This window comes from Nonomuraea sp. NPDC050394, from assembly GCF_044459065.1.
Lineage (GTDB): Bacteria > Actinomycetota > Actinomycetes > Streptosporangiales > Streptosporangiaceae > Nonomuraea.
Window position 1 is genome coordinate 20,126 of record NZ_JBITIO010000002.1, and the last position, 19,601, is coordinate 39,726.

Here is a 19,601-nt window from a genome sequence, read left to right on the forward strand (position 1 = left end):
CGACCTCCCCGTCCTGCCCAGCGGCAAACTCAACCGCGCCGCCCTCCCCCCACCCCAGACCAGCACCACCACCACGTCCGTCCCGCCGCGCACCCCGATGGAGGAGGGCATCGCCAAGATCTGGGCCGAGCTGCTCGGCCGCGAGCGCGTCGGGATGACCGACGACTTCTTCGCCCTGGGCGGCCACTCGCTGCTGGTGGTCCGCCTCATCGGCCGGATCGACGAGGAGTTCGGCGTGGAGCTGCCGCTGCGGCGCTGCTTCGACGCCACGACCGTCGAGGAGCAGGCGCTCGCGGTGCTCGAAGAGGGACTCACAGATACCGACCTGCTGGAACTCCTGGAGGAGGAGCGGTGAGCGACGGGAACGGGGTACGCGCGCGGCTGGCCAGGCTCAGCCCGGAACAGCGCGCCGCGCTGGAGGCCCGCCTCGCCCGTACCCGGGCGGCGGGCAAGGGGACGTCGTCCATTCCGCCCCGGCCGGCCTCGGACGCCGGGACCCTGTCGCCGGCCCAGCGCCGCCTCTGGGTCGTCGACCAGCTCGACCCGGGCAACCCCGCCTACACCTTGTCGTGGGCGTACCGGATCGAGGGCGACCTGGACGCCGCCGCGCTGGCCAAGGCGTTCGACGCGCTCGTGGACCGGCACCCGATCCTCGGCCACGTGATCGAGACCCGCGACGGCGAGCCCCGCCAGGCCCCCGGCACCCTCCGCCCCGCCCTGAGCGTCGAGACGATGCCGGCCGAGGGGGCCGACGCCGTCGCGCGCGAGGAGGCCCGCTTCGCCTTCGACCTGAGCTCCGGGCCGCTGACCAGGGCCCGCCTGGTGCGCGTGGCGCCCGGGGAGCACCGCCTGTTCCTGACCCTGCACCACATCCTGGCCGACCGCTGGTCGGTGGAGATCCTGTTCGGTGACCTCTTCCGGCTCTACTCCGGAGAGCCGATGCCCGAGCGGCCGGTGGAGTACGCGGACTACGTGGCCTGGCAGCGGGACCGGCCGTCCGGGGAAGGCGACCTGGACTACTGGCGCAAGGCCCTCGACGACCTGCCCGACGTGCTCGACCTGCCGGCCGACCGGCCGCGCCCGCCCATGCAGTCGAACCGGGGCCGCCGCCTGGTGTTCGAGCTGGACGCCACCCTGGCCACCGGGTTGCGCGAGCTGGCGGCCGGGCAGCGTGCCACCCCGTTCATGGTCCTCGTCGCCGCGCTGCAGGCGCTGTTCGCCCGCTACACCGGACGGGCCGACATCCCGATCGGCACGCCGGTGTCGGCCCGGCCGCATCCCTCCCTGGACCAGACCGTCGGGCTGTTCCTGAACACGGTGGTGCTGCGCGGCGACCTGTCCGGCGACCCGGACTTCGCCGAGCTGGTGCGGCGGACCAAGGAGCGGACGCTGGCCGCGTTCGAGCATGCGGGCGTGCCGTTCGAGACGCTGGTGGAGGAGCTTTCCAGCGGCCGGGACCTGTCGCGCAACCCGTTCTTCCAGGTGATGCTCGCCTACCAGAACGTGCCGCAGGCGCCGCCCGGCGGTCCGCCGGGGCTGCGCCTGGAGCGCCTGGGCGTGCGCTCCGGCACCGCCATGTTCGATCTGGACTTCATCGTGGAGGAGCGCGCGGACGGGTCGCTGGTGTGCGTGCTCGACTACGCCACCGACCTGTTCGACGAGGACCGCGCGCGGCGCCTGACCTCGCATCTGCGCACGCTGCTGGGGGCGGCGGTCGCCGATCCCGGCCTGCGGCTGTCCGAGCTGCCGCTCATGGACGCGACCGAGCTCGGCAACACCCTGCGCGCCTGGAACGAGACCGCGCGGCCGTACCCGGAACGCGGCATCCACCACCTGGTCGCCGAGCAGGCCGCCCGCACCCCCGAGGCCACCGCGGTCGAGGGCCCGGACGGCACGTCGCTGACCTACGCGGAGCTGGAGTCACGCGCGGGCGACCTGGCCGCGGAACTGCGCGCGCTCGGCGTCGGCCGAGAGGACAGGGTCGCCATCTGCCTGCCCCGACATCCGGACGTGGTGGCGGCGCTGCTGGGTGTGCTCAAGTCCGGCGGCAGCTTCGTCCCCATGGACCCCGGCTACCCGCCCGCACGGCTGGGGCAGATCCTCGACGACTCCGGCGCCACCCTGACGGTCACCGTCACCTCGCTCCGGGAGAACCTGCCGCCGGGCGCACGCGTGCTCCTGCTCGACGAGGGCATCGGGAAGGCCGCCCCCGTGGCGGAGCCCGCGTTCCATCCGGACCAGTGCGCGTACCTGATCTACACCTCCGGCTCCACCGGCCGGCCCAAGGGCGTGGTGGTGCCGCACAGGGGCCTGGTCAGCCTGCTCTGCGACCTGCGCGAACGCCCCGGCCTGGCGCCCGGCGCGCGCTACCTGTTCCTGACGTCGGTGTCGTTCGACATCTCGATGGCCGAGATCTTCGGCCCGCTGGTCAGCGGCGGCACGGTCGTCGTCGGCTCGGTCACCGCCGTCGAAGACGTGCACGAACTCCTCCGGAGCGGCGACCTGCACACCGTCCAGGCCACTCCCTCCGTGCTGGAGGGGTTGCTGCCCGCGCTGGCCCACCGGGTCCCGCGGGTGGTCAGCTCGGGCGAGGCGCTTCCCGGCCCGCTCGCCGCCCGCCTGCTGACCGTCACCGACGAGCTGTGGGACCTGTACGGCCCGACCGAGACCACCGTGTGGTCCACCCGGCTCCACGTCACCGACGGCAGGGGCGGCTCGATCGGCCGCCCGGTCGCCAACACCACGACCTACGTGGTGGACGAGGACCTGCGCCCCGTGCCGGTGGGCGTGCCGGGCGAGCTGCTGCTGGGCGGAGCGGGAGTGACCCGCGGGTATCACGGCCTGGCGGCCCGGACCGCCGAACGCTTCGTGCCCGACCCTTTCGGCCCGCCCGGCGGCCGTCTCTACCGCACGGGCGACCTGGCCCGCTGGTGCGCAGACGGAACCCTCGAATGCCTCGGCCGCCTCGACGACCAGGTCAAAGTCCGCGGCGTCCGCATCGAACTCGACGAAGTCGCCGCCGTCCTCGGCGAACACCCCACCGTAGAACGAGCCGTCATCGCCGTCCGCGACGACGCCCCCGGCGGACGCGGCCTCGTCGCCTACACCACCGGCACCACCAACGAAACCGAACTCCGCACACACCTACGCGCCCACCTGCCCGACGCCATGATCCCCACCGCCTTCGTCACCATCACCGACCTCCCCGTCCTGCCCAGCGGCAAACTCAACCGCGCCGCCCTCCCCCCACCCCAGACCAGCACCACCACCACGTCCGTCCCGCCGCGCACCCCCGCGGAACACGTCCTGCACGCCCTCTGGAGCGAGCTGCTCGAACGCGACGACTTCGGCGTCGAGGACGACTTCTTCACCCTGGGCGGCCACTCCCTGCTGGCCATGCGCCTGGTGGTCAGGCTCAGGGAGGCCCACGGCGCCGACGTGACGCTGCGCCGCTGCTTCGCGACCCCGACCATCGCGGCCCTGGCCCCGCTCATCCCCGGCGACGGGGCCACCACCGAGGGCCTCCCCCTCGCCGGACAGGCCGTCACGCGGCCATCCCACGCGCAGGCCCGCCTCTGGTTCCTCGACCAGCTGGACCCCGGCAACCCCGCCTACAACGTCGCCTGGGCGGAGCGGCTGACCGGCCCGCTGGACGTGGCCGCGCTGAGCGCCGCCTTCGACGACCTGGTGGCCAGGCACGAGGCCCTGCGCCTGGTCATCGTGGCCGACGACGGCGAACCCGTCCTGCGCGAGGGCGCCCGCAGGCCGCGGCTCAGCGTGCGGGAGGGTCCTGACGTGGGGCTGGAGGAGGCGCGCCACCGCTTCGACCTGGCCGAAGGACCGCTGGCGCGGGCCGCCCTGGTACGGCGCGGCCCGGCCGAGCACGAGCTGTACCTCACCCTGCACCACGTCATCACCGACCGGTGGAGCCTGTCGATCCTGCTGCGCGACCTGATGGAGCTCTACCGGGCACGGGTCACCGGCGCCCCGGCCGAGCTGCCGGCGCTCAGGGCCGGCTACCGGGACTTCGCCGCCTGGCATCGGGAGCGGGTCTCCGGGCGGGCGGCCGGCCTGGCGTACTGGAAGGACGCGCTCGCCGGCCTGCCCGCCACCCTGGACCTGCCCGCCGACCGGCACCGTCAGGGGCCGGCGAGCATGGCCGGGCGGCGGCTGACGTTCCCGATCGACGCCGCGACGACGGCGGCGGTGCACGCGCTCGCGCTGGAACGGCAGGCGACGCCGTTCATGGTGCTGCTGGCCGCGCTGCAGGCGGTGCTGTCCCGCTACACCGGACGGGCCGACATCCCGGTCGGCACCCCGGTCTCCGGCCGCGCGCATCCGGACGTGGAGGAGATGGCCGGGCTGTTCCTGAACACGCTCGTGCTGCGCGGCGACCTGTCCGGCGACCCGAGCTTCACCGAGCTGCTCGCGCGCACCCGCGAACGTGTCCTGGACGGGCACGAGCACGCCGAGCTGCCGTTCGAGGTGCTGGTGCAGGAGCTGGCCCAGGACCGTGACCTGGCCCGCAACCCGCTCTTCCAGGTGATGCTCGCCTACCAGAACGTACCTCCCGCGCCGCCGGACGTGGCGGGGCTGGCCCTGCGCACCCTGAACATCGATCCCGGGGTGACGCAGGCGGACCTGCACCTGGTGATCGAGGAGGGTGGCGACCGGCTCACCGGGGTGCTGCACTACGCGACGGACCTGTTCGGGCACGACCGGATGGAGCGCTTCGCCGACCACTTCCGCGCGCTCCTGGCGGCCGCGGTGGCCGAGCCGGAACGGCCGGTCGCCGATCTGCCCCTGCTCACCCCGGCCGAGCTGGACACCATCCAGAGGGCCAACGACACCGGCGGGCCGGTCGCGGACGGCACGCTGCCGGAGCTGGTGGCCGCGCAGGCGGCCCGGACGCCGCACGCGCCCGCGCTGGGCTACGAGGCCGCGGACGGGACCCGTGCCTGGCTCACCTACGCCGAGTTCTCCGGCCGGGTGAACCGCCTGGCCAGGCGGCTGCGCGCCCTCGGGGCCGGGCCGGGCCAGGTCGTCGGGGTGTGCCTGGAGCGGGGGGCCGACCTGGTCGTCGCCGTGCACGCGGTGGTCGCCACCGGGGCGGCGTACCTGCCGCTGGAGCCCGACCACCCGGCCGAGCGGCTGGCGGGCATGATGGCCGACGCGGGCGCCCGGCTGGCCGTCTCCGTCGAGCACTTCACCGATCGCGTCGGCTCCGGCGTCGCGGCGGTGCTGCTCGACCGCGATGCCGAAGCCGTCGCCGCGCAGGACGGCGGGCCACTCGGGGTCCGGCCGCACCCGGACTCGCTCGCGTACGTGCTCTTCACCTCCGGCTCCACCGGCCGGCCCAAGGGTGTCGGGATCTCGCACCGGGCGATCGTGAACCGGCTGGACTGGATGCAGGACGCCTTCCGGCTGACCGGGGACGACCGGGTGCTGCACAAGACGCCCTTCTCGTTCGACGTGTCGGTGTGGGAGCTGTTCTGGCCGTTGCTGACCGGGGCAGGGCTGGTCGTCGCGCGGCCCGGCGGGCAGGCCGACCCCGCCCACCTGGCCGCTCTGATGGCGAGCGAGTCGGTCACGACCGTGCATTTCGTACCGTCGATGCTTGAATTCTTCCTGGCCGAGCCCGAGCTGGGGGCGCGGCTGGGCGCGCTGCATACCGTGGTGTGCTCGGGGGAGGCGCTCGGCGCCGGTCTGGCGACGCGCTTCGCCGCCGCGCTGCCCGCGGCGGGCCTGCACAACCTGTACGGGCCGACCGAGGCCGCGGTGGACGTGTCGTGGCACGTGTGCCGCGCGGGCGAGGGCACGATCCCGATCGGGCGGCCGGTGGCCAACACCCGGCTGGAGATCCTCGACGCCCGCATGAACCGCGTCCCGGTCGGCGTCCCGGGCGCGTTGTGGATCGGCGGCGTGCAACTCGCCCAGGGGTACGCGGCCCGCCCCGCGCTGACCGCCGAGCGCTTCGTCCCCGACCCGTACGGTCCCCCGGGCGGGCGCCTGTACGACACCGGTGACCTGGCCCGATGGCGTCCCGACGGCGAGATCGAGTACCTCGGCAGGTCCGACCACCAGGTCAAGATCCGCGGCATGCGGGTCGAACCGGGCGAGATCGAGGCGGCCCTGGTGGCCCTTCCCGGCGTGCGCGCCGCGGCCGTGCGCGCCATCGAGGACGGCGCCGGGCTGCGCCTGGCCGGATACGTGGTCCCCGCCGAGGAAGGTGCGACGGGCGGATGGGAGGGCATGCTGCGCGACACGCTGCCCGACCACATGATCCCCAGGACCTGGACCGTGCTCGGCGAGCTGCCGCTCAACCGCAGCGGCAAGCTCGACAGGAACGCCCTGCCCGGCCCCCGGGCCCCCGAGACCGCCGCGCACGCCGAGCCGGAGGGGGCGGCCGAGCTGGCCGTCGCCGCCGCCTGGCAGGGAGTGCTCGGGCTGGAGCGGGTCTCGGCCCACGACAACTTCTTCGCCGTCGGCGGCGACTCCATCCGCAGCCTCAAGGTGGTATCCCGCCTGCGCGAGGCCGGTTACGCGGTCCGGCTGGAGCAGCTCTTCCTCCACCAGACCGTCAGAGATCTTGCCGGACGGCTCCTGCCCGCACCGGCGGCCGGACCACCCGAGGCGCCCGAGACGCCGTTCGGCCTGCTCAATCCCGAGGACCTGGCACGACTGCTGGAAGGCGAGGCGCGATGACCGTGACGACGGGAGCCGCACGCGGCCTGGAGGACGCCTATCCTCTGGCCGCGCTGCAGGCGGGGATGCTCTACCACAGCGCGTACGAGCCGGATGCGGCCACCTACCACGACCTGACCACGATCACCTTGCGCGGCCGGTTCGACGCCGGGGCGTTCGAGGGGGCGCTGGCCGAGGTGACCGCCCGGCATCCCGTCCTGCGCACCTCGATCGACGTGAGCGGGTTCAGCGAGCCGTTGCAGCTCGTGCACCGTACGGCCACGCTGCCGCTGGAGGTGACGGACCTGTCGGGCGATCCGGCGGCCGCCGACCGGCTGGCAGCGTGGTCGGAGGCGGAGAAGCGGCGGCCGTTCGACTGGGCCTCGCCGCCGCTGGCCCGCGCGCACGTGCACGTGCTGCCCGGTGAACTGTTCGCGTTCAGCCTGAGCTTCCACCACGCCATCCTCGACGGGTGGAGCGTGGCGTCCCTGGTCACCGAGCTGCTCCAGCGCTACCACGGGCATCTGAGCGGTGAACGGCTGCCGCTCACCCCGCCCGCCGCGGCCTTCCGTGAGCTGGTGGCCGCCGAGCGCGCCGCGGTGGCCGCGCCCGGGACGCGCGACTTCTGGCACGCCCAGGTGGCCGGCGCTCCCGACACCCGGCTGCCCCGCCTGCCCGGCGAGCACGGCGAGCCCGGGGCGGAGGAGCTGCGGCTGCCGCTGGCGGCCGGGTTGCTGGAACGGCTCGGCGCGGCCGCCAGGGAGCTGGCGGTGCCGTTGCGCACCCTGCTTCTCGCCGCCCACCTGCGCGTGCTCGCCCTGCTCACCGGCGAGAACGAGGTGATGACCGGCCTGGTCACCCACAGCCGGCCGGAGAGCGAAGCCGGTGAGGAGGTCCTCGGCCTGTTCCTCAACACCGTGCCGCTGCGCCTGGACGTGAACGCCCCGACCTGGGCGGCGCTGGCGCGCGGGGTGTTCGACGCGGAGGTGGCGCTGCTGCCGCACCGGCGCTTTCCGCTGTTCGAGATCCAGCGGGCCGCGGGCCGTTCGCCGCTGCTGGACGTGCTGTTCGACTTCCGCGACTTCCACGTCTACCGCGAGCTGCCCGGGGTCGAGATCGTCGGCCAGGAGTTCTTCGAGCAGACCGACGTGCCGTTCGCCGCGGCGTTCAGCCGCTCGCGCGAGCACGGCGGGTTCGACCTGACCCTCACCTATGACCGGGCCCAGTTCGGTGCCGAGCAGATCGGGCGGATCGGTGAGTTCTACCTCATCGCGCTGGGCCAGGCCGCCGACCCCGCCGCCGACCCGCGGCCCACCGGCCCTTACCTCTCCCTCGACGCCGCCGCGATCGACGGGTGGAACGACACGGCGCGGCCGTACCCGGGCGGGGTGCTGCACGAGCTGATCGGGGAGCAGGCCGCGCGCACGCCCGGCGCGCCGGCCGTCTGCTACGACGGGGCATGGATCACCTACGGCGAGCTGGCCGGGCGGGCGGATGCCGTCACGGCCCGGCTGCTGGCCGCCGGTACGCGGCCGGGCGACGTCGTGGGGGTCTGTCTCGAACGCGGGCCCGACCTGCTGCCCGCGCTGCTCGGTGTGCTCGGCGCCGGGGCCGCCTATCTGCCGCTGGAGCCCGATCTGCCGCCGGAGCGGCTGGCGTACATGATCGAGGACGCGCGGGCGCGCACGGTGCTGACCGGTCCGGCGGGAACGCCTTCGCTGCCGGACGGCGTCGCCCTCCCGCTCGACGGTCCCGCCCCCGCCCTCGCCGCCGCGCCGCCGCGCGTGCATCCCGACGCGCTGGCGTACGTGATCTTCACCTCCGGCTCCACGGGCCGGCCCAAGGGGGTCGGCGTCTCCCACCGGGCGATCGTCAACCGGCTGCACTGGATGCAGGAGGCGTTCGGGCTGGGCGCCGACGAGCGGGTCCTGCACAAGACACCGCTGTCGTTCGACGTGTCGGTGTGGGAGCTGTTCTGGCCGCTCATGGTCGGCGCCGGGCTGGTGGTCGCCGAGCCGGGCGCCCACCGCGACAGCGCCCGCCTGGCCTCCTTCGACGTCACCACCATGCATTTCGTGCCGTCCATGCTGGAGTTGTTCCTCGACGAGCCCGCCCTGCCGGCGCTGCGCCGTCTCATCTGCTCCGGCGAGGCGCTCGGCGCCGAGCTGGCCGCCCGCTGCCACGAGCGCCTCCCCCAGACCGGGCTGCACAACCTGTACGGCCCCACCGAGGCGGCGGTCGACGTCACCTGGCATCCCTGCGAGCCGGGCGAAAGGCTGGTGCCCATCGGCCGGCCCGTCGCCAACACCCGCCTGGAGGTGCTCGGCGCCGACGGCCACCGGGTCCCCGTCGGCACGCCGGGAGAGCTCTGCCTGGGCGGCGTCCAGCTCGCCCGCGGCTACGTCAGCCGGCCGGAGCTCACCGCCGAACGGTTCGTCCCCGACCCCTACGGCCCGCCCGGCGCCCGCCTCTACCGCACCGGCGACGTCGCCCGCTGGCTGCCCACCGGCGAGGTCCAGTACCTCGGCAGGACCGACTTCCAGGTCAAGATCCGCGGCCAGCGGGTGGAGCTCGGCGAGATCGAGGCGCTGCTGACCGCCGATCCGGCGGTACGCGCCGCCGTCGTCGTGCTGCGCGGCGAACGGCTGGTCGGCTACGTCGTCCCCGAGGGCGGCGACCTGCCCGATCTCACCCCGGCCCTGCGCGAGAAGCTGCCCGAGCACATGGTCCCGGCCACCTGGGTACGCCTGGACGCGCTGCCCGTCACCGCCAACGGCAAGCTCGACCGTGCCGCCCTGCCGGAGCCCGGTGACGCCGGGCGGGCGCCGTACATGCCGCCGCGCGACCCGTTCGAGGCCAAGCTGGGCACGCTGTGGGAGGAGACGCTCGGCCTCGACGACGTCGGCGTGCACGACGACTTCTTCGCACTCGGCGGCCACTCGCTGCTGGCCCTGCGCCTGACCATGCGGCTGCGCAAGGAACTGGGCCGCGACGTGCCGCTGTCGACCGTGCTCACCGCGCCGACCGTCGCCCAGCTCGCCGTCGAGCTGCGCCGTCCCCAGGACAACGACGGCGCCCCGGAACGGATCGTGCCGCTGCGCGCCACCGGCGAACGCGACCCGATCTTCCTGTTCCACGCCCTGGGCGGCCAGGTCTTCCGCTACCTGCCGCTGACCCGCCATCTTGGCTCCGACCAGCCCGTCTACGCCATCCAGGCGGCCGGTCTCGCCCCCGGCGAGGAGCCGCACGCCACGCTGGCGGAGATGGTCGACGACTACACCGCCCACCTGCTCAAGCTGCGGCCGCATGGCCCGTACGTGCTGGGCGGGTACTGCATCGGCGGCAACATCGCCCTGGAGACCGCCCGCCGCCTGCGGGAGATGGGCGAGGAGGTGCCACTGCTCGTCCTGTTCTACTCCGACGCCGACGAGCCGGTGCTGCGCGCCTCCCTGGAGGACGACGCCGTGCTGCTCACCCACGCCCTCGCCGGCGGCAAGGTCCAGGTCGATCTCGACGACCTGCACCGGATGAGCCCGGACGAGCGGCTGCTGGCCGTGATCGACGCCGCCGCCCGCGCCGACACCCTGCAGCCCGACACCGCCGACCTGCGCCAGGCCCGCCGCTTCGTCGACGTCTTCCGCGCCAACGCGCACGCCGTCGGCCACTTCCGGCACGCCCCCTACGACGGGGACGTCCTGCTGTTCTCGCCCGCCGCCGAGGGCGTCCCGCCCGACGACATGGGATGGAGCGGCGTCGTCACCGGCCGCCTGCGCATCTCGCCCATCCACGGCGAACGTTTCACCGTCATGTACGAGCCCCGGGTCGCCCTCGCGGCCGCCGAATTGAGGAGCAGCATCGACCATGGCATCACCCCCCACGACTGAGCCGCCCACGACGCTGTGGAAGAACCGCGACTTCCTCAAGCTGTGGAGCGGCGAGAGCCTGTCCCTGGTCGGCTCCCAGGTGACCGTGCTCGCCATGCCGATCGTCGCGTACCTGTGGCTGCACGCCTCCGTCGCCGAGATGGGGGTGCTCGGCGCGCTGTCCAGGCTGCCCATGGTGCTGTTCTTCGTCGTGGGCGTCTGGGTGGACCGGATGCGGCGCCGCCCCGTGCTCATCTGGAGCGACGTCATCCGCGCGCTCATGCTCGCCACCGTGCCGGTGCTGTTCGTCATGGACATGCTGACGCTGTGGTGGCTGTACGTGGTCGTGCTCGTGATGGGCGTGTTCGGGGTGCTCTTCGAGATCGCCTACCGGTCGTACCTGCCGGTGCTGGTGGCTCCCGAGCACCTCGGTGACGGCAACAGCAAGCTGCAGCTCAGCGACTCCATCTCCAAGGCGGTCGGGCCCAGCCTGGCCGGGGTCCTCATCGCCATCCGCTCGGCGCCGCTGGTCATCCTGGTGGACGCGATCAGTTACGTCCTGTCGGCGCTCTGCCTGATCTCCATCCGCAAGCGCGAGGACCCGCCGCCGCCCGACGAGGGCGGCAGCATGATCGGCGCCATCCGCGCGGGTTTCGGCTGGGTGATGAGCCATCCGGTCGTCCGCCCGCTGGCCATCGCCAGCGCGGTCTACTCCTTCTTCGACATCGGCATCCTGCAGACCCTCTACATTCCGTACGTCATCGACGGCGCCGGGGTGCCCGCCGGATGGGTCGGGGGCGTGCTGGCCGTCGGCGGGGTCGGGGCGGTGGCCGGCGCGTGGCTGTCGGTGCGGCTCATGAAGGGGGCGGGGCCGGGGCCCACCATGTTCTGGTCCACGGTGATCGGCAACAGCGCGCTGATCCTGGTGCCGCTGGCCGGTGGGCCGGTGTGGCTGGCGATCGCGATGCTGGCGTTCTCGCAGTTGCTGGTCGGGTTGTGCACGCAGGTGTTCGTGGTCAACAACATCACCGTGCTGCAGTCGGCCACGCCCCGGGAGCTCATGGGGCGGGTCATCGCCACCATCTGGGCGATGGGGCTGGTGCCCGCGCCGCTGGGCGCGCTGGTGGCCGGGTTCCTCGGCCAGGCCGTGGGGATGCGGCCGGTGGTGCTGGTGGCGGCGGTCATCGGCGCGGTCGTGCCGATGATCGTGCTGGCGATGTCGCCGATCCCCCGGATGCGCGAACTCCCCCAGGCACCGGCCACGGCCTGACCCCGGTCCGGGCGCGAGCTCCGGGCGCGGGCTCCGTCGCGGGCCCGCGCCCGCCTGGTCACGAGCCGGCTCTGGTCAGGCGTTGGGTCTGGTCAGGCGTTGGGTCTGGTCACGCGTTGGAGTCTGGTCACGCGTCGGAGTCTGGTCACGCGTTGAGTTCGGCCAGCCAGCCGAGTTGCTCGGCGCGGTCGTCCACGGTGGGCGCGTTCAGGCCGACGATCACCCGGGTGGCGCCCGCCTTGCGGTAGGCGGCCAGCCGCTCGCGTACCCGATCGGGCGTACCGCACAAGGCCAGGGCGTCGACGAGATCGTCGGGAACCTCCTCCATCGCCTCGCCCAGGTCACCGTCGAAGTAGGCGTCCCGCACCCGTCCCGCCGCCGATCCGAACCCGAGGCGGTGGGCGAGCCGGTTGTAGAAGTTGACCCCCCGCGTGCCCATCCCGCCCAGGTACAGCGCCAGCATCGGCCGGATCAGGTCACGCGCGTAGTCGGCGTCGTCGTCCACCATGGCCATGACCATCGGGGAGACCTCCACCTCGGCCACGTCCCGTCCGGCGCGGGCCGCCCCGGACCGCAGGTGCGTCATCGTCTCGGCGAGGTGCTCGGGCGGGAAATGGATCGGTAACCATCCGTCGGCGATCTCCCCGGCCAGTTCCACCGCCTTGGGCCCCATGGCCGCCAGATGGATGGGCAACGGCTGCCGCGTGGGCGCGACGGTCATGCTCAGCGCCTTGCCCCGGCTGTCGGGCAGCGGCAGGACGATCTCCGGACCGGCGTGCTCGACCGGCCGTCCGTCCAGCGCCTTGCGCACCACGGCCACATAGTCGCGTAAGTGGGCCAGCGGCCGCGCGTACCTCTGCCCGTGCCACCCCTCGGCCACCTGCGGCCCCGACGCGCCGAGCCCGAGCAGGAACCGCCCGCCCGACACCCGGTCGACCGTGGTCGCCGTCATGGCCGCCGAGATCGCGGTACGCCCCGTCACCTGGATCACGCCCGTGCCCAGCCCGATCCGCTCGGTACCGGCCGCCAGCCAGGCCAGGGTGGTCGCCGGATCGACCCCATAGCCCTCCGACGCCCAGGCCGAGTCGTAGCCGAGCCGCTCCGCCTCACGCACCAGAGCCAACTGGGCATCATGACCGGCCGCCACGGGGCCGAGTGTGCCGATACTGAATCCGAGCCGCACTGCCCGCCTCCTCGTAGGCCGATCCCGGCATACTCTCCCGCAGAAGCCGCGCCGAAACCAGAGCCGGAGTTTCGCGCTGCGAGAAGGGCCCACCCGCCAATCACCGAGGGGCGGGTAGGCCCCTTCGACGCCCAGGGCCGTGCGGCCCGGGTCCCTAGCGCGCCCGCGGGATCGAGTGTTCCCGAGGCGTTCTGTCACCGTACGCTTACGCGAGCGGTGCGGACAGGCCCAGAGTCAGCACACGAGGTTGACGCACTTCAGTGACAGCACCTGCCGGTTGCTGCCGTAGGAGCCGGTGGTGTCACCGCGGTACTCGTTGACCAGCCACAGCTCGTTGCTCGCCGGCCAGAAGGACAGGTTCTGCGCGTTACCCGGCGCGGTGGTCAGATAGCTGGTGGTGATCCGCGATCGGTCTGCCGAGATGATCACCTGGTGCAGGCATGATTTGCGGTACTGCGTGCCGCCGGTGTTGACGATCGACTGGGACACCCCGTCCACGGTGACGTGGGGCATGTAGGAGACCGCGGGGTAGCCGTTCGGGCACAGGCCCTCCATGACGCCCACGTCGTTGTGGAACACCCCGCCCTGCATGTCCCACACCGGGCTGAACCAGGCCTCCCGGGGCCGGACCAGGCCGTCGGCGCCCTCCTCCAGCCGGGCGGTGACGAAGTCGAGCGGCCAGCGGACGACCCGTCCCGAGGCGGCCTGCACGTGCTCCACCGTGATCAGGCTGTCGGCGCCCGACCTGTCGAGGGAGACTCCGCTGAAGCAGGGCCGCGGCCCCGTGACGCCGGCGCAGCCGCCCGCGTCCCGGAACTGGTAGTAGCCGATCTGCGGCAGCGCGAAGCTCGACCACGCCGCGGAGCAGACCCCGCTCACGCAGCCGACGTTGCCGGACGAGGTGGAGTTCATCCGCCAGAACTGGGTGAGGTCGAAGACACGGATGACCCGCCCTGCCGGGTCGCCTCCGGCGAACAGGAACAGTTTGTTGCCGTACCACGTGAGGCCGTCGGCGTGGCTGTTGATCTCGCGGAACCCCTCGGCAGAGCCGTCGGGCTCGACGAGCAGGGCGTGGCGGTAGTTTTCCGCCGCCGCGCCGGAGAAGCCGGTGAAGGTCACCCGGGCCAGCTGGTTCGCCTGCCAGCGCGGGACCGCGTTCGCGGGGAAGGTCCCGTTGCGCCAGCTCACCGCGGTGATCTTCTTGCCGGGACAACCGGGGCAGGGCGGGTAGTTCACCGAGCCGTTCATGGCGTCGCCGCTGCCGGTCATGCCCTGGGGGTACCAGTGGGCGGTGGTGGTGTCGGTCGCGTCCCAGCAGTAGCCGGTGTAGGCGAGGTCCGGCCGCAGGTTGGTCCCGTTGTTCCAGGCCGCGCCGTGGCAGAGCGGCCTGGCCGTGTGGCCCCCGGGGGCCAGGAGGTCGTTGAGGGTCGCCTTGACCACGGGGAACCTGGCGGCGACGTCGTCACGGGCTCCGAGGGTGTCGTGGTGGCGCAGGGGGCTGATCTGGGCGAGTTCGGTGCCGGTGAGCGCCCGTCCGGTGGCGGCGGCCCGGGCGGGAGAGGGCAGGGTCAGTAAGCCGGCTAAGAGCATGACGAGGGTGACGGCCGAGGTGCGTCTCATGGTCGCGATCGTGCCCGCGGCCGTCCGGGCAGTCATCGCCCCGATTCCCGTATTTGGTCCGAAATCCCCCAGGTGCTCCCGGCCTACCAGACGATCGCGGAGAAGGGCTCCTCACCCTGCCAGACCCGCCGCCGAGGAAGCGCCGGATCGGCCGGCCCGGCCGGCGGGCTCGCGTGGAGGTCGACGCGGTACAACTCGCCAGGGTGCTCGGCGCACTCGCGCACCATGCCCTCCATGCCGTGCTCGTCCGCGTTCAGGACCGAGACCAGCAGGTGGCGGCCCGATGGATCCGTGGCGTAAGCCATGACGACCGCACAGCCGGGGCTGAAGGCCACCCCGGCCGGCCGCCGGTGTGGCGGATCCTTCACCGGGAGATCCACTACGGTGATCGTCTCGTCGTAGGAATCGCCGTCGCTCGTCCACATCGCCACGCGGCCGCCGGGCAGCGAGAGCGCGGAGCCGTCCGTCAGCGCCGCGAACGTGTGCAGCTTCCTGGCGGCCAGCAGGTCGTCGCCGGGGCGGCTGATGTCCAGCGCGACGATGTGGGATCGGCCACCGGCCGTGACCGCGCGGAAGGCGAGGGTGCCGGCGTCCCTCCAGTGCAGGGCCAGCCCGCCGTCACCGTAGGGACCGTGCTGAGGGGCTCGGGTCGACCATTCGCGCTTCTGGCCGATCAGGCCGACGACGGTCGAGGCGACCTCGGTGCTGTCTTCCGGGTCGGGCAGGACTCTGGAATAGGCGATCGTGCCCGTCCCAGAGACCGCCAGGTCCATGACCCAGCCCTCCAGGTCACCGCCCACCTGGTCGCCGACGGTCGCGCCGCCCTCACCGTCCATCCGGACGCGATGGAGGCGTGAGGTCCGCTCGCCGAAGGCGCCGTCGCCCTGCGTGGTGACCGCGGCCAGGTAGGCGCCCGGGGTCACGTCTCTGGCGACCGCGGTGAACCGGTAGAACGCCGGGTCGGGCGCCCGGACGCGGGTCGTGCCGCCGTCGTCGAGGTCCACGACCGTGAGGGTGGAGCCGGTGATCGCCAGGACGTGCCGGGGCGTCCCGTCGGAGGTACGGCTCGCCACCGGGCCGGCGGGCGGCTGCCGTACGAGGAAGACCGCGAAGGCGGCGATGGCCGTGACCGCGGCGGCCAGCGCGATCGGGCGCCACGGCAGGCGCGGCAGGTCAAGGGCGGCGCGCACCCCGAACAGGACCAGCAGGGCGGGCGCGAGCGTCCAGGCGATCTCCGCCCAGGGCGTCGCCTCGAAGGTGGCGGGGTCGATCGAGCAGGCGGTGCCCGCCGGCAGGGCGCTGATCGCGCGCGCGGCCTCCAGCAGGGTGTGGTTGAGGGCGATCAGGACGACGACCGTGGTGGTGGCGAAGCGCGGGAGGCCGGAACGCCGGACGCTGACCCAGCCGAGCAGCAGTGCCGTGGCGACGGCGGTGGCGTTCGCGGCGGAGAGAAGGTAGCCGGGCAGGACCATCTCCCACAGGGGCCTGGGCTCGGCGCCCGACCACGAGCAGAACACCGGCTGACCGTCATCGGCAGGCAGCCATTGCCTGACCAGGCTCGACGCGACCACCAGAAAGGCAACGAACCACCATAAGCGCGACACGGCGTGATCCTTTCGGCATCACCCGCTCGCGTCAACAAAACCAATCCCCATCCGATGGCATCCTGGACGACATGATCGTGTTCCCCCGCCCTGCCCACGACGGCTTCGCCACGGGCGCGTCGTGACCGCGGACCTGCGCGTCATCGAGTTCGCCGTCCGGTTGCGGGCCCATACGCAGGTTCACGAGATCGTGCCCGCGATCGACGGTCAAGCGCTGACCGATCTGATCGACCGGTTCGAGATCGACGCGGGGATACAACCGGCAGGAGGTGCCTACGGTGGCCTCATCCCCGCCTGCTACCGATACGGTCCGCTCGACGAGCACTTCCTCGGCAAGGAGAACCCGGGGCTGGGCCCCAACACGGCCGTCCTGGCCTGCGAATGCGGGGAGGTCGGCTGCTGGCCGCTCATGACCCGGATCACGCCGACCGGGAGCTTGGTGGTGTGGGATGGTTTCGCGCAACCGTATCGCCCGACCCGCGACTATGCGCCCTTCGGCCCCTTCCTCTTCGGCCGCGCGCAGTACGACGAGGCGCTCGCCGCCCTCGCCGCCACCATGTAGCCGCTCACCTTCCGGTTCGGCCGGTCTCCGGGACGCGTGTGGACGCCGCCGTGGCCGGTGACCGGCGGGAGAGCAGGTGTCCCGTCAGCGCGGCCAGCACGCCGGCCAGGCCCGCGGCCGCGAAGCCGCCCGCGGGCACCGACGCGTCGATCGCCATCCCCACGACCGGGGCGCCGAGCGCGAAGCCCGCGCTCGCGGCCGAGGCCTGCAGGCCGGTCGCCTCGCCCCGCACGCCGACCGGCGCCAGCCGGCTCACCGCGTCGGAGACCGTGGACAGGGTCGGCGCGGTGAGCAGCCCGGCACCGATCATGGCCACACACAACCACCGCCAATCGTGGGCGAGGCCGGCCGGAATCGTCACCAGCCCGAGCAGGCCGAGCAGCAGCCAGGTGGGCATCGGCCGCGGCAGCGCTCCGTACACGAGACCGCCCACCACGGACGTCACCCCGAACACGGCGACGACCACGGCCGCCCACGAGAGCTGACCGGTTTCTTCGAGTGTGGCGACGATGGCGAGGTCGACGCCGCTGAGCAGCATCGCGACGCCGAACCCCATCGTCAGGACGGCGGCCATCCGCGCTCCCAGCCACTCCCGGCGCCGGGGCCGTTCCGCCGCCTCGCCCTCCGCCTCGTCCGCGGCCCGCAGCGGCGGGTTGAGCAGGGCGATCCCCGCTCCTCCTGCGACGATCACGGCGCCCAGGCCCCAGGCCACCACGCCGGGGGACATGCTCGCCGCGAAGAGGATCACCACCGCCGGGCCCACCACGTACGACAACTCGCCCACCACCGACTCCAGCGCGAACGCCGCCTGCCGTTGCCCGGCCGTCGTCATCGCGGCGACCGCCTGCCGGGTGACGGCCTGGACCGGCACCATCAACAACCCGGCGGCGAAGGAGGCGGTCAGCAAGATCACATACGGCATAATCGGCACGGTCAGCCAGAAGACGATCTGCGGCACGATCGTGACCACCAGCACGGTACGCAGGCCCCGCCGGTCGATCATCCGGCCCAGCAGCGGCCCGCCCAGCGCGACACCGGCGGTGAGTGCCGCCACCACGCCTCCCGCCGCCGCGTAGCTCAGGTCGAGGGCGAGCACGACGTACATCGTCAGCGCCATCGCGTCGGCCGTGATCGCGGTACGAGCGAGCAGCGAGATGCCCAGCAGCGGCGCCATCCCCCGCACCGCGAGCACCTGGCGAAATCTCGTCATTGATCCGACGGTAGATCGTCCGCGAGGCTATAGGAAGTCGTTAATTCGTTGTGCCCGATATAATGAACGCTTATGGCACGCGATCTCGAGACCGCATTGCTGCGGACGTTCGTCACCGCCGTACGGGCGGGCAGCATCAGCCGCGCGGCGGCGGCGCTCGGCAACACCCAGCCCGCGCTCAGCCAGCAGTTGCGCAGGCTGGAGGGCGTCGTCGGCCGTCCGCTGCTGCACCGGGCGCCGTCCGGCGTATGGCCGACCCGGACCGGCGAGGAGCTCCTGCCCTACGCCGAGCGCATTCTCGCGCTGTCGGCACAGGCACTGGCCGAGACCGGACGGGCGCTCACCGGGCACTGCGGCGTGGGACTCCTCGAAGATCTCGCCGTCTCCCGCCTTCCGCAGGCGCTCGCCGACCTCGCGCGGCTGCATCCCGAGGCGACGCTGGAGGTGCTCATTCTCTCCGACGCGGCGATGCGGCAGGCCTACGACACCGACCGCGTCCAGCTCGTGCTCGACGAGGCGCCGGACCTTCCCTGGCCGCCGCGCTGGACGGTGCGCCTGCCGCTGGTCTGGGCGGTCGGGCACGGCGTCGCCGTCGACGCCGATCCGCTGCCGGTGGTGCTGTTCTCCAACACCTGCGCCTGGCGTACGGCGGTGCTGGAGGCGATGGAAGGCAGCGGGCGGCGCTGGCGGGTGGCGTTCGAGAGCAACAGCCTGGCCGGAGTTCTCGCCGCGCTGCGTGCCGGGCTCGGGGTCGCGGCACTCATGCCCGCCAACCTTGAGCCGGCCATGGCCTGCCATGACACGGCCGCGTTGCCCGCTCTGCCGGACGTCGAACTCGGCCTCGCCCGCCGCCCCGGCACCGAGGGCGACGCGCTCATCGACGCTGTGGAGACCGCTCTGCGGCGGATGATCTGAGCTCGGGTTCCGGCCGCAGGACCATGAGCGAATCTTCCAAGGTCGCCACCATGGCGAAGGGGAACCGGTCGAGTTCAAGACAGAGCGCGACGTCATCGGGGTGCGCTCCCTGCCGCACCCCCTGCGCCAGTTCGGCGGCGGCGCGCGAGCCGGCGGCGCGGCGGAGGTAGCCGGCGGCGTCCGCCCCGGCGTCGGTGACCCTCCGGGCGATGTACTGAGCACAGGCCAGATCTTCTTCGGCCTGCCCGTCTTCGCCGGTGACCACGAACGTGACGCCGTCGCCCTCGCGCGTGCGCAGGAGCCGGGCCGTCGCCTCCGCCACCACGAAACCGGCGCACAGCACCAGTGACGCCTCCTTGACCGCGAGCGCGCCGACCGTTCCCGCCGTGGTCTTCTGCACGACCGTCCGGCCGCCAAGGTCGGCGGAGCGCAGCAGGCCCGGCGAGTTGACGGCGTCGAACCCGGGCGCCGGCGGGCCGTCCTTGAGCGTCACCCAGTCCGGGTGGCGGGCCTTGAGCGCCAGGGCTTCGTCCAGAGACCCGGCAAGAACGATCTTTTCCGCCCCTTGGCCGAAGGCCCAGGCCGCCACGGTGAAAGCCCGCATGACGTCGACGACGACCGCCACGGACGGGGCTTCGACCAGATCAGGAATGCCGAGGAAACGCGCGTACATTCCGGTCATACTCGCAC

The 19,601-nt window shown here is 73.0% G+C and carries 11 protein-coding genes; 6 read left to right on the forward strand and 5 right to left on the reverse strand.

Annotation, left to right across the window (positions count from 1 at the left end; all coding sequences use genetic code 11):
• The 4 genes from ACIBKY_RS08360 to ACIBKY_RS08375 all read left to right on the forward strand — a co-directional run.
• Positions 1 to 355, forward strand: a 355-nt coding sequence (locus ACIBKY_RS08360) for a phosphopantetheine-binding protein (RefSeq protein WP_397095499.1), incomplete at its 5' end; no start/stop codon positions are given.
• Positions 352 to 6,705 carry an amino acid adenylation domain-containing protein gene (locus ACIBKY_RS08365; protein ID WP_397095500.1) on the forward strand — a complete coding sequence of 2,118 codons (6,354 nt, stop codon included), beginning with the start codon at positions 352 to 354 and terminating at the stop codon, positions 6,703 to 6,705. The genes ACIBKY_RS08360 and ACIBKY_RS08365, both read left to right, overlap by 4 nt.
• Positions 6,702 to 10,568, forward strand: a complete 3,867-nt coding sequence (locus tag ACIBKY_RS08370) for an amino acid adenylation domain-containing protein (RefSeq protein WP_397095502.1) — start codon at positions 6,702 to 6,704, stop codon at positions 10,566 to 10,568. The genes ACIBKY_RS08365 and ACIBKY_RS08370 overlap by 4 nt, the downstream gene beginning before the upstream one ends.
• Positions 10,546 to 11,817: an MFS transporter gene (locus ACIBKY_RS08375; RefSeq protein WP_397095504.1), complete on the forward strand. Its 1,272-nt coding sequence runs from the start codon at positions 10,546 to 10,548 to the stop codon at positions 11,815 to 11,817. The genes ACIBKY_RS08370 and ACIBKY_RS08375 overlap by 23 nt, the downstream gene beginning before the upstream one ends.
• 145 nt (positions 11,818 to 11,962) lie before the next feature.
• On the opposite strand, the gene ACIBKY_RS08380 is transcribed toward ACIBKY_RS08375, so the two are convergent.
• The 3 genes from ACIBKY_RS08380 to ACIBKY_RS08390 all read right to left on the reverse strand — a co-directional run bounded on the left by ACIBKY_RS08380 (position 11,963) and on the right by ACIBKY_RS08390 (position 16,224).
• On the reverse strand, positions 11,963 to 13,000 hold the full coding sequence (locus tag ACIBKY_RS08380; RefSeq protein WP_397095505.1) for an LLM class flavin-dependent oxidoreductase: 1,038 nt from the start codon (positions 12,998 to 13,000) through the stop codon (positions 11,963 to 11,965).
• A gap of 234 nt (positions 13,001 to 13,234) precedes the next feature.
• Positions 13,235 to 14,620: a hypothetical protein gene (locus ACIBKY_RS08385; RefSeq protein ID WP_397095507.1), complete on the reverse strand. Its 1,386-nt coding sequence runs from the start codon at positions 14,618 to 14,620 to the stop codon at positions 13,235 to 13,237.
• Between the two features lie 83 nt (positions 14,621 to 14,703).
• Complete coding sequence (locus ACIBKY_RS08390) at positions 14,704 to 16,224, reverse strand: hypothetical protein (RefSeq protein ID WP_397095508.1); 1,521 nt, start codon at positions 16,222 to 16,224, stop codon at positions 14,704 to 14,706.
• A 121-nt stretch (positions 16,225 to 16,345) separates the two neighbouring features.
• Between ACIBKY_RS08390 and ACIBKY_RS08395 the strand changes: the two genes are divergently transcribed.
• Positions 16,346 to 16,786 (forward strand): hypothetical protein, encoded by a 441-nt coding sequence (locus tag ACIBKY_RS08395; RefSeq protein ID WP_397095510.1) that lies wholly within the window; start codon positions 16,346 to 16,348, stop codon positions 16,784 to 16,786.
• A 4-nt stretch (positions 16,787 to 16,790) separates the two neighbouring features.
• Here the strand turns inward: ACIBKY_RS08395 and ACIBKY_RS08400 are convergent, their stop codons facing one another.
• A complete protein-coding gene (locus ACIBKY_RS08400) occupies positions 16,791 to 17,996 on the reverse strand; it encodes an MFS transporter (protein ID WP_397095512.1) in 1,206 nt (401 codons plus the stop codon).
• Positions 17,997 to 18,068: 72 nt separating this feature from the next.
• Here ACIBKY_RS08400 and ACIBKY_RS08405 point away from each other — a divergent pair, with 72 nt between their 5' ends.
• Entirely contained in the window at positions 18,069 to 18,911 is an 843-nt protein-coding gene (locus ACIBKY_RS08405; RefSeq protein ID WP_397095514.1) for a LysR family transcriptional regulator, read from the forward strand.
• Here ACIBKY_RS08405 and ACIBKY_RS08410 read toward each other — a convergent pair.
• The gene (locus ACIBKY_RS08410; protein WP_397095515.1) at positions 18,871 to 19,584 is read right to left on the reverse strand and encodes a 2-phosphosulfolactate phosphatase; all 714 of its coding nucleotides are present in this window, start codon (positions 19,582 to 19,584) and stop codon (positions 18,871 to 18,873) included. The genes ACIBKY_RS08405 and ACIBKY_RS08410 overlap by 41 nt on opposite strands.
• Positions 19,585 to 19,601 lie beyond the last annotated feature (17 nt).

Excerpts from the sequence above, each read along its gene's own strand:
- ACIBKY_RS08370 (WP_397095502.1), top strand. The coding sequence starts at position 6,702 with ATGACCGTGACGACGGGAGCCGCACGCGGCCTGGAGGACGCCTATCCT.
- ACIBKY_RS08375 (WP_397095504.1), top strand. The coding sequence starts at position 10,546 with ATGGCATCACCCCCCACGACTGAGCCGCCCACGACGCTGTGGAAGAAC.
- ACIBKY_RS08385 (WP_397095507.1), bottom strand. The coding sequence starts at position 14,620 with ATGAGACGCACCTCGGCCGTCACCCTCGTCATGCTCTTAGCCGGCTTA.
- ACIBKY_RS08400 (WP_397095512.1), bottom strand. The coding sequence starts at position 17,996 with ATGACGAGATTTCGCCAGGTGCTCGCGGTGCGGGGGATGGCGCCGCTG.
- ACIBKY_RS08405 (WP_397095514.1), top strand. The coding sequence starts at position 18,069 with ATGGCACGCGATCTCGAGACCGCATTGCTGCGGACGTTCGTCACCGCC.
- ACIBKY_RS08410 (WP_397095515.1), bottom strand. The coding sequence starts at position 19,584 with ATGTACGCGCGTTTCCTCGGCATTCCTGATCTGGTCGAAGCCCCGTCC.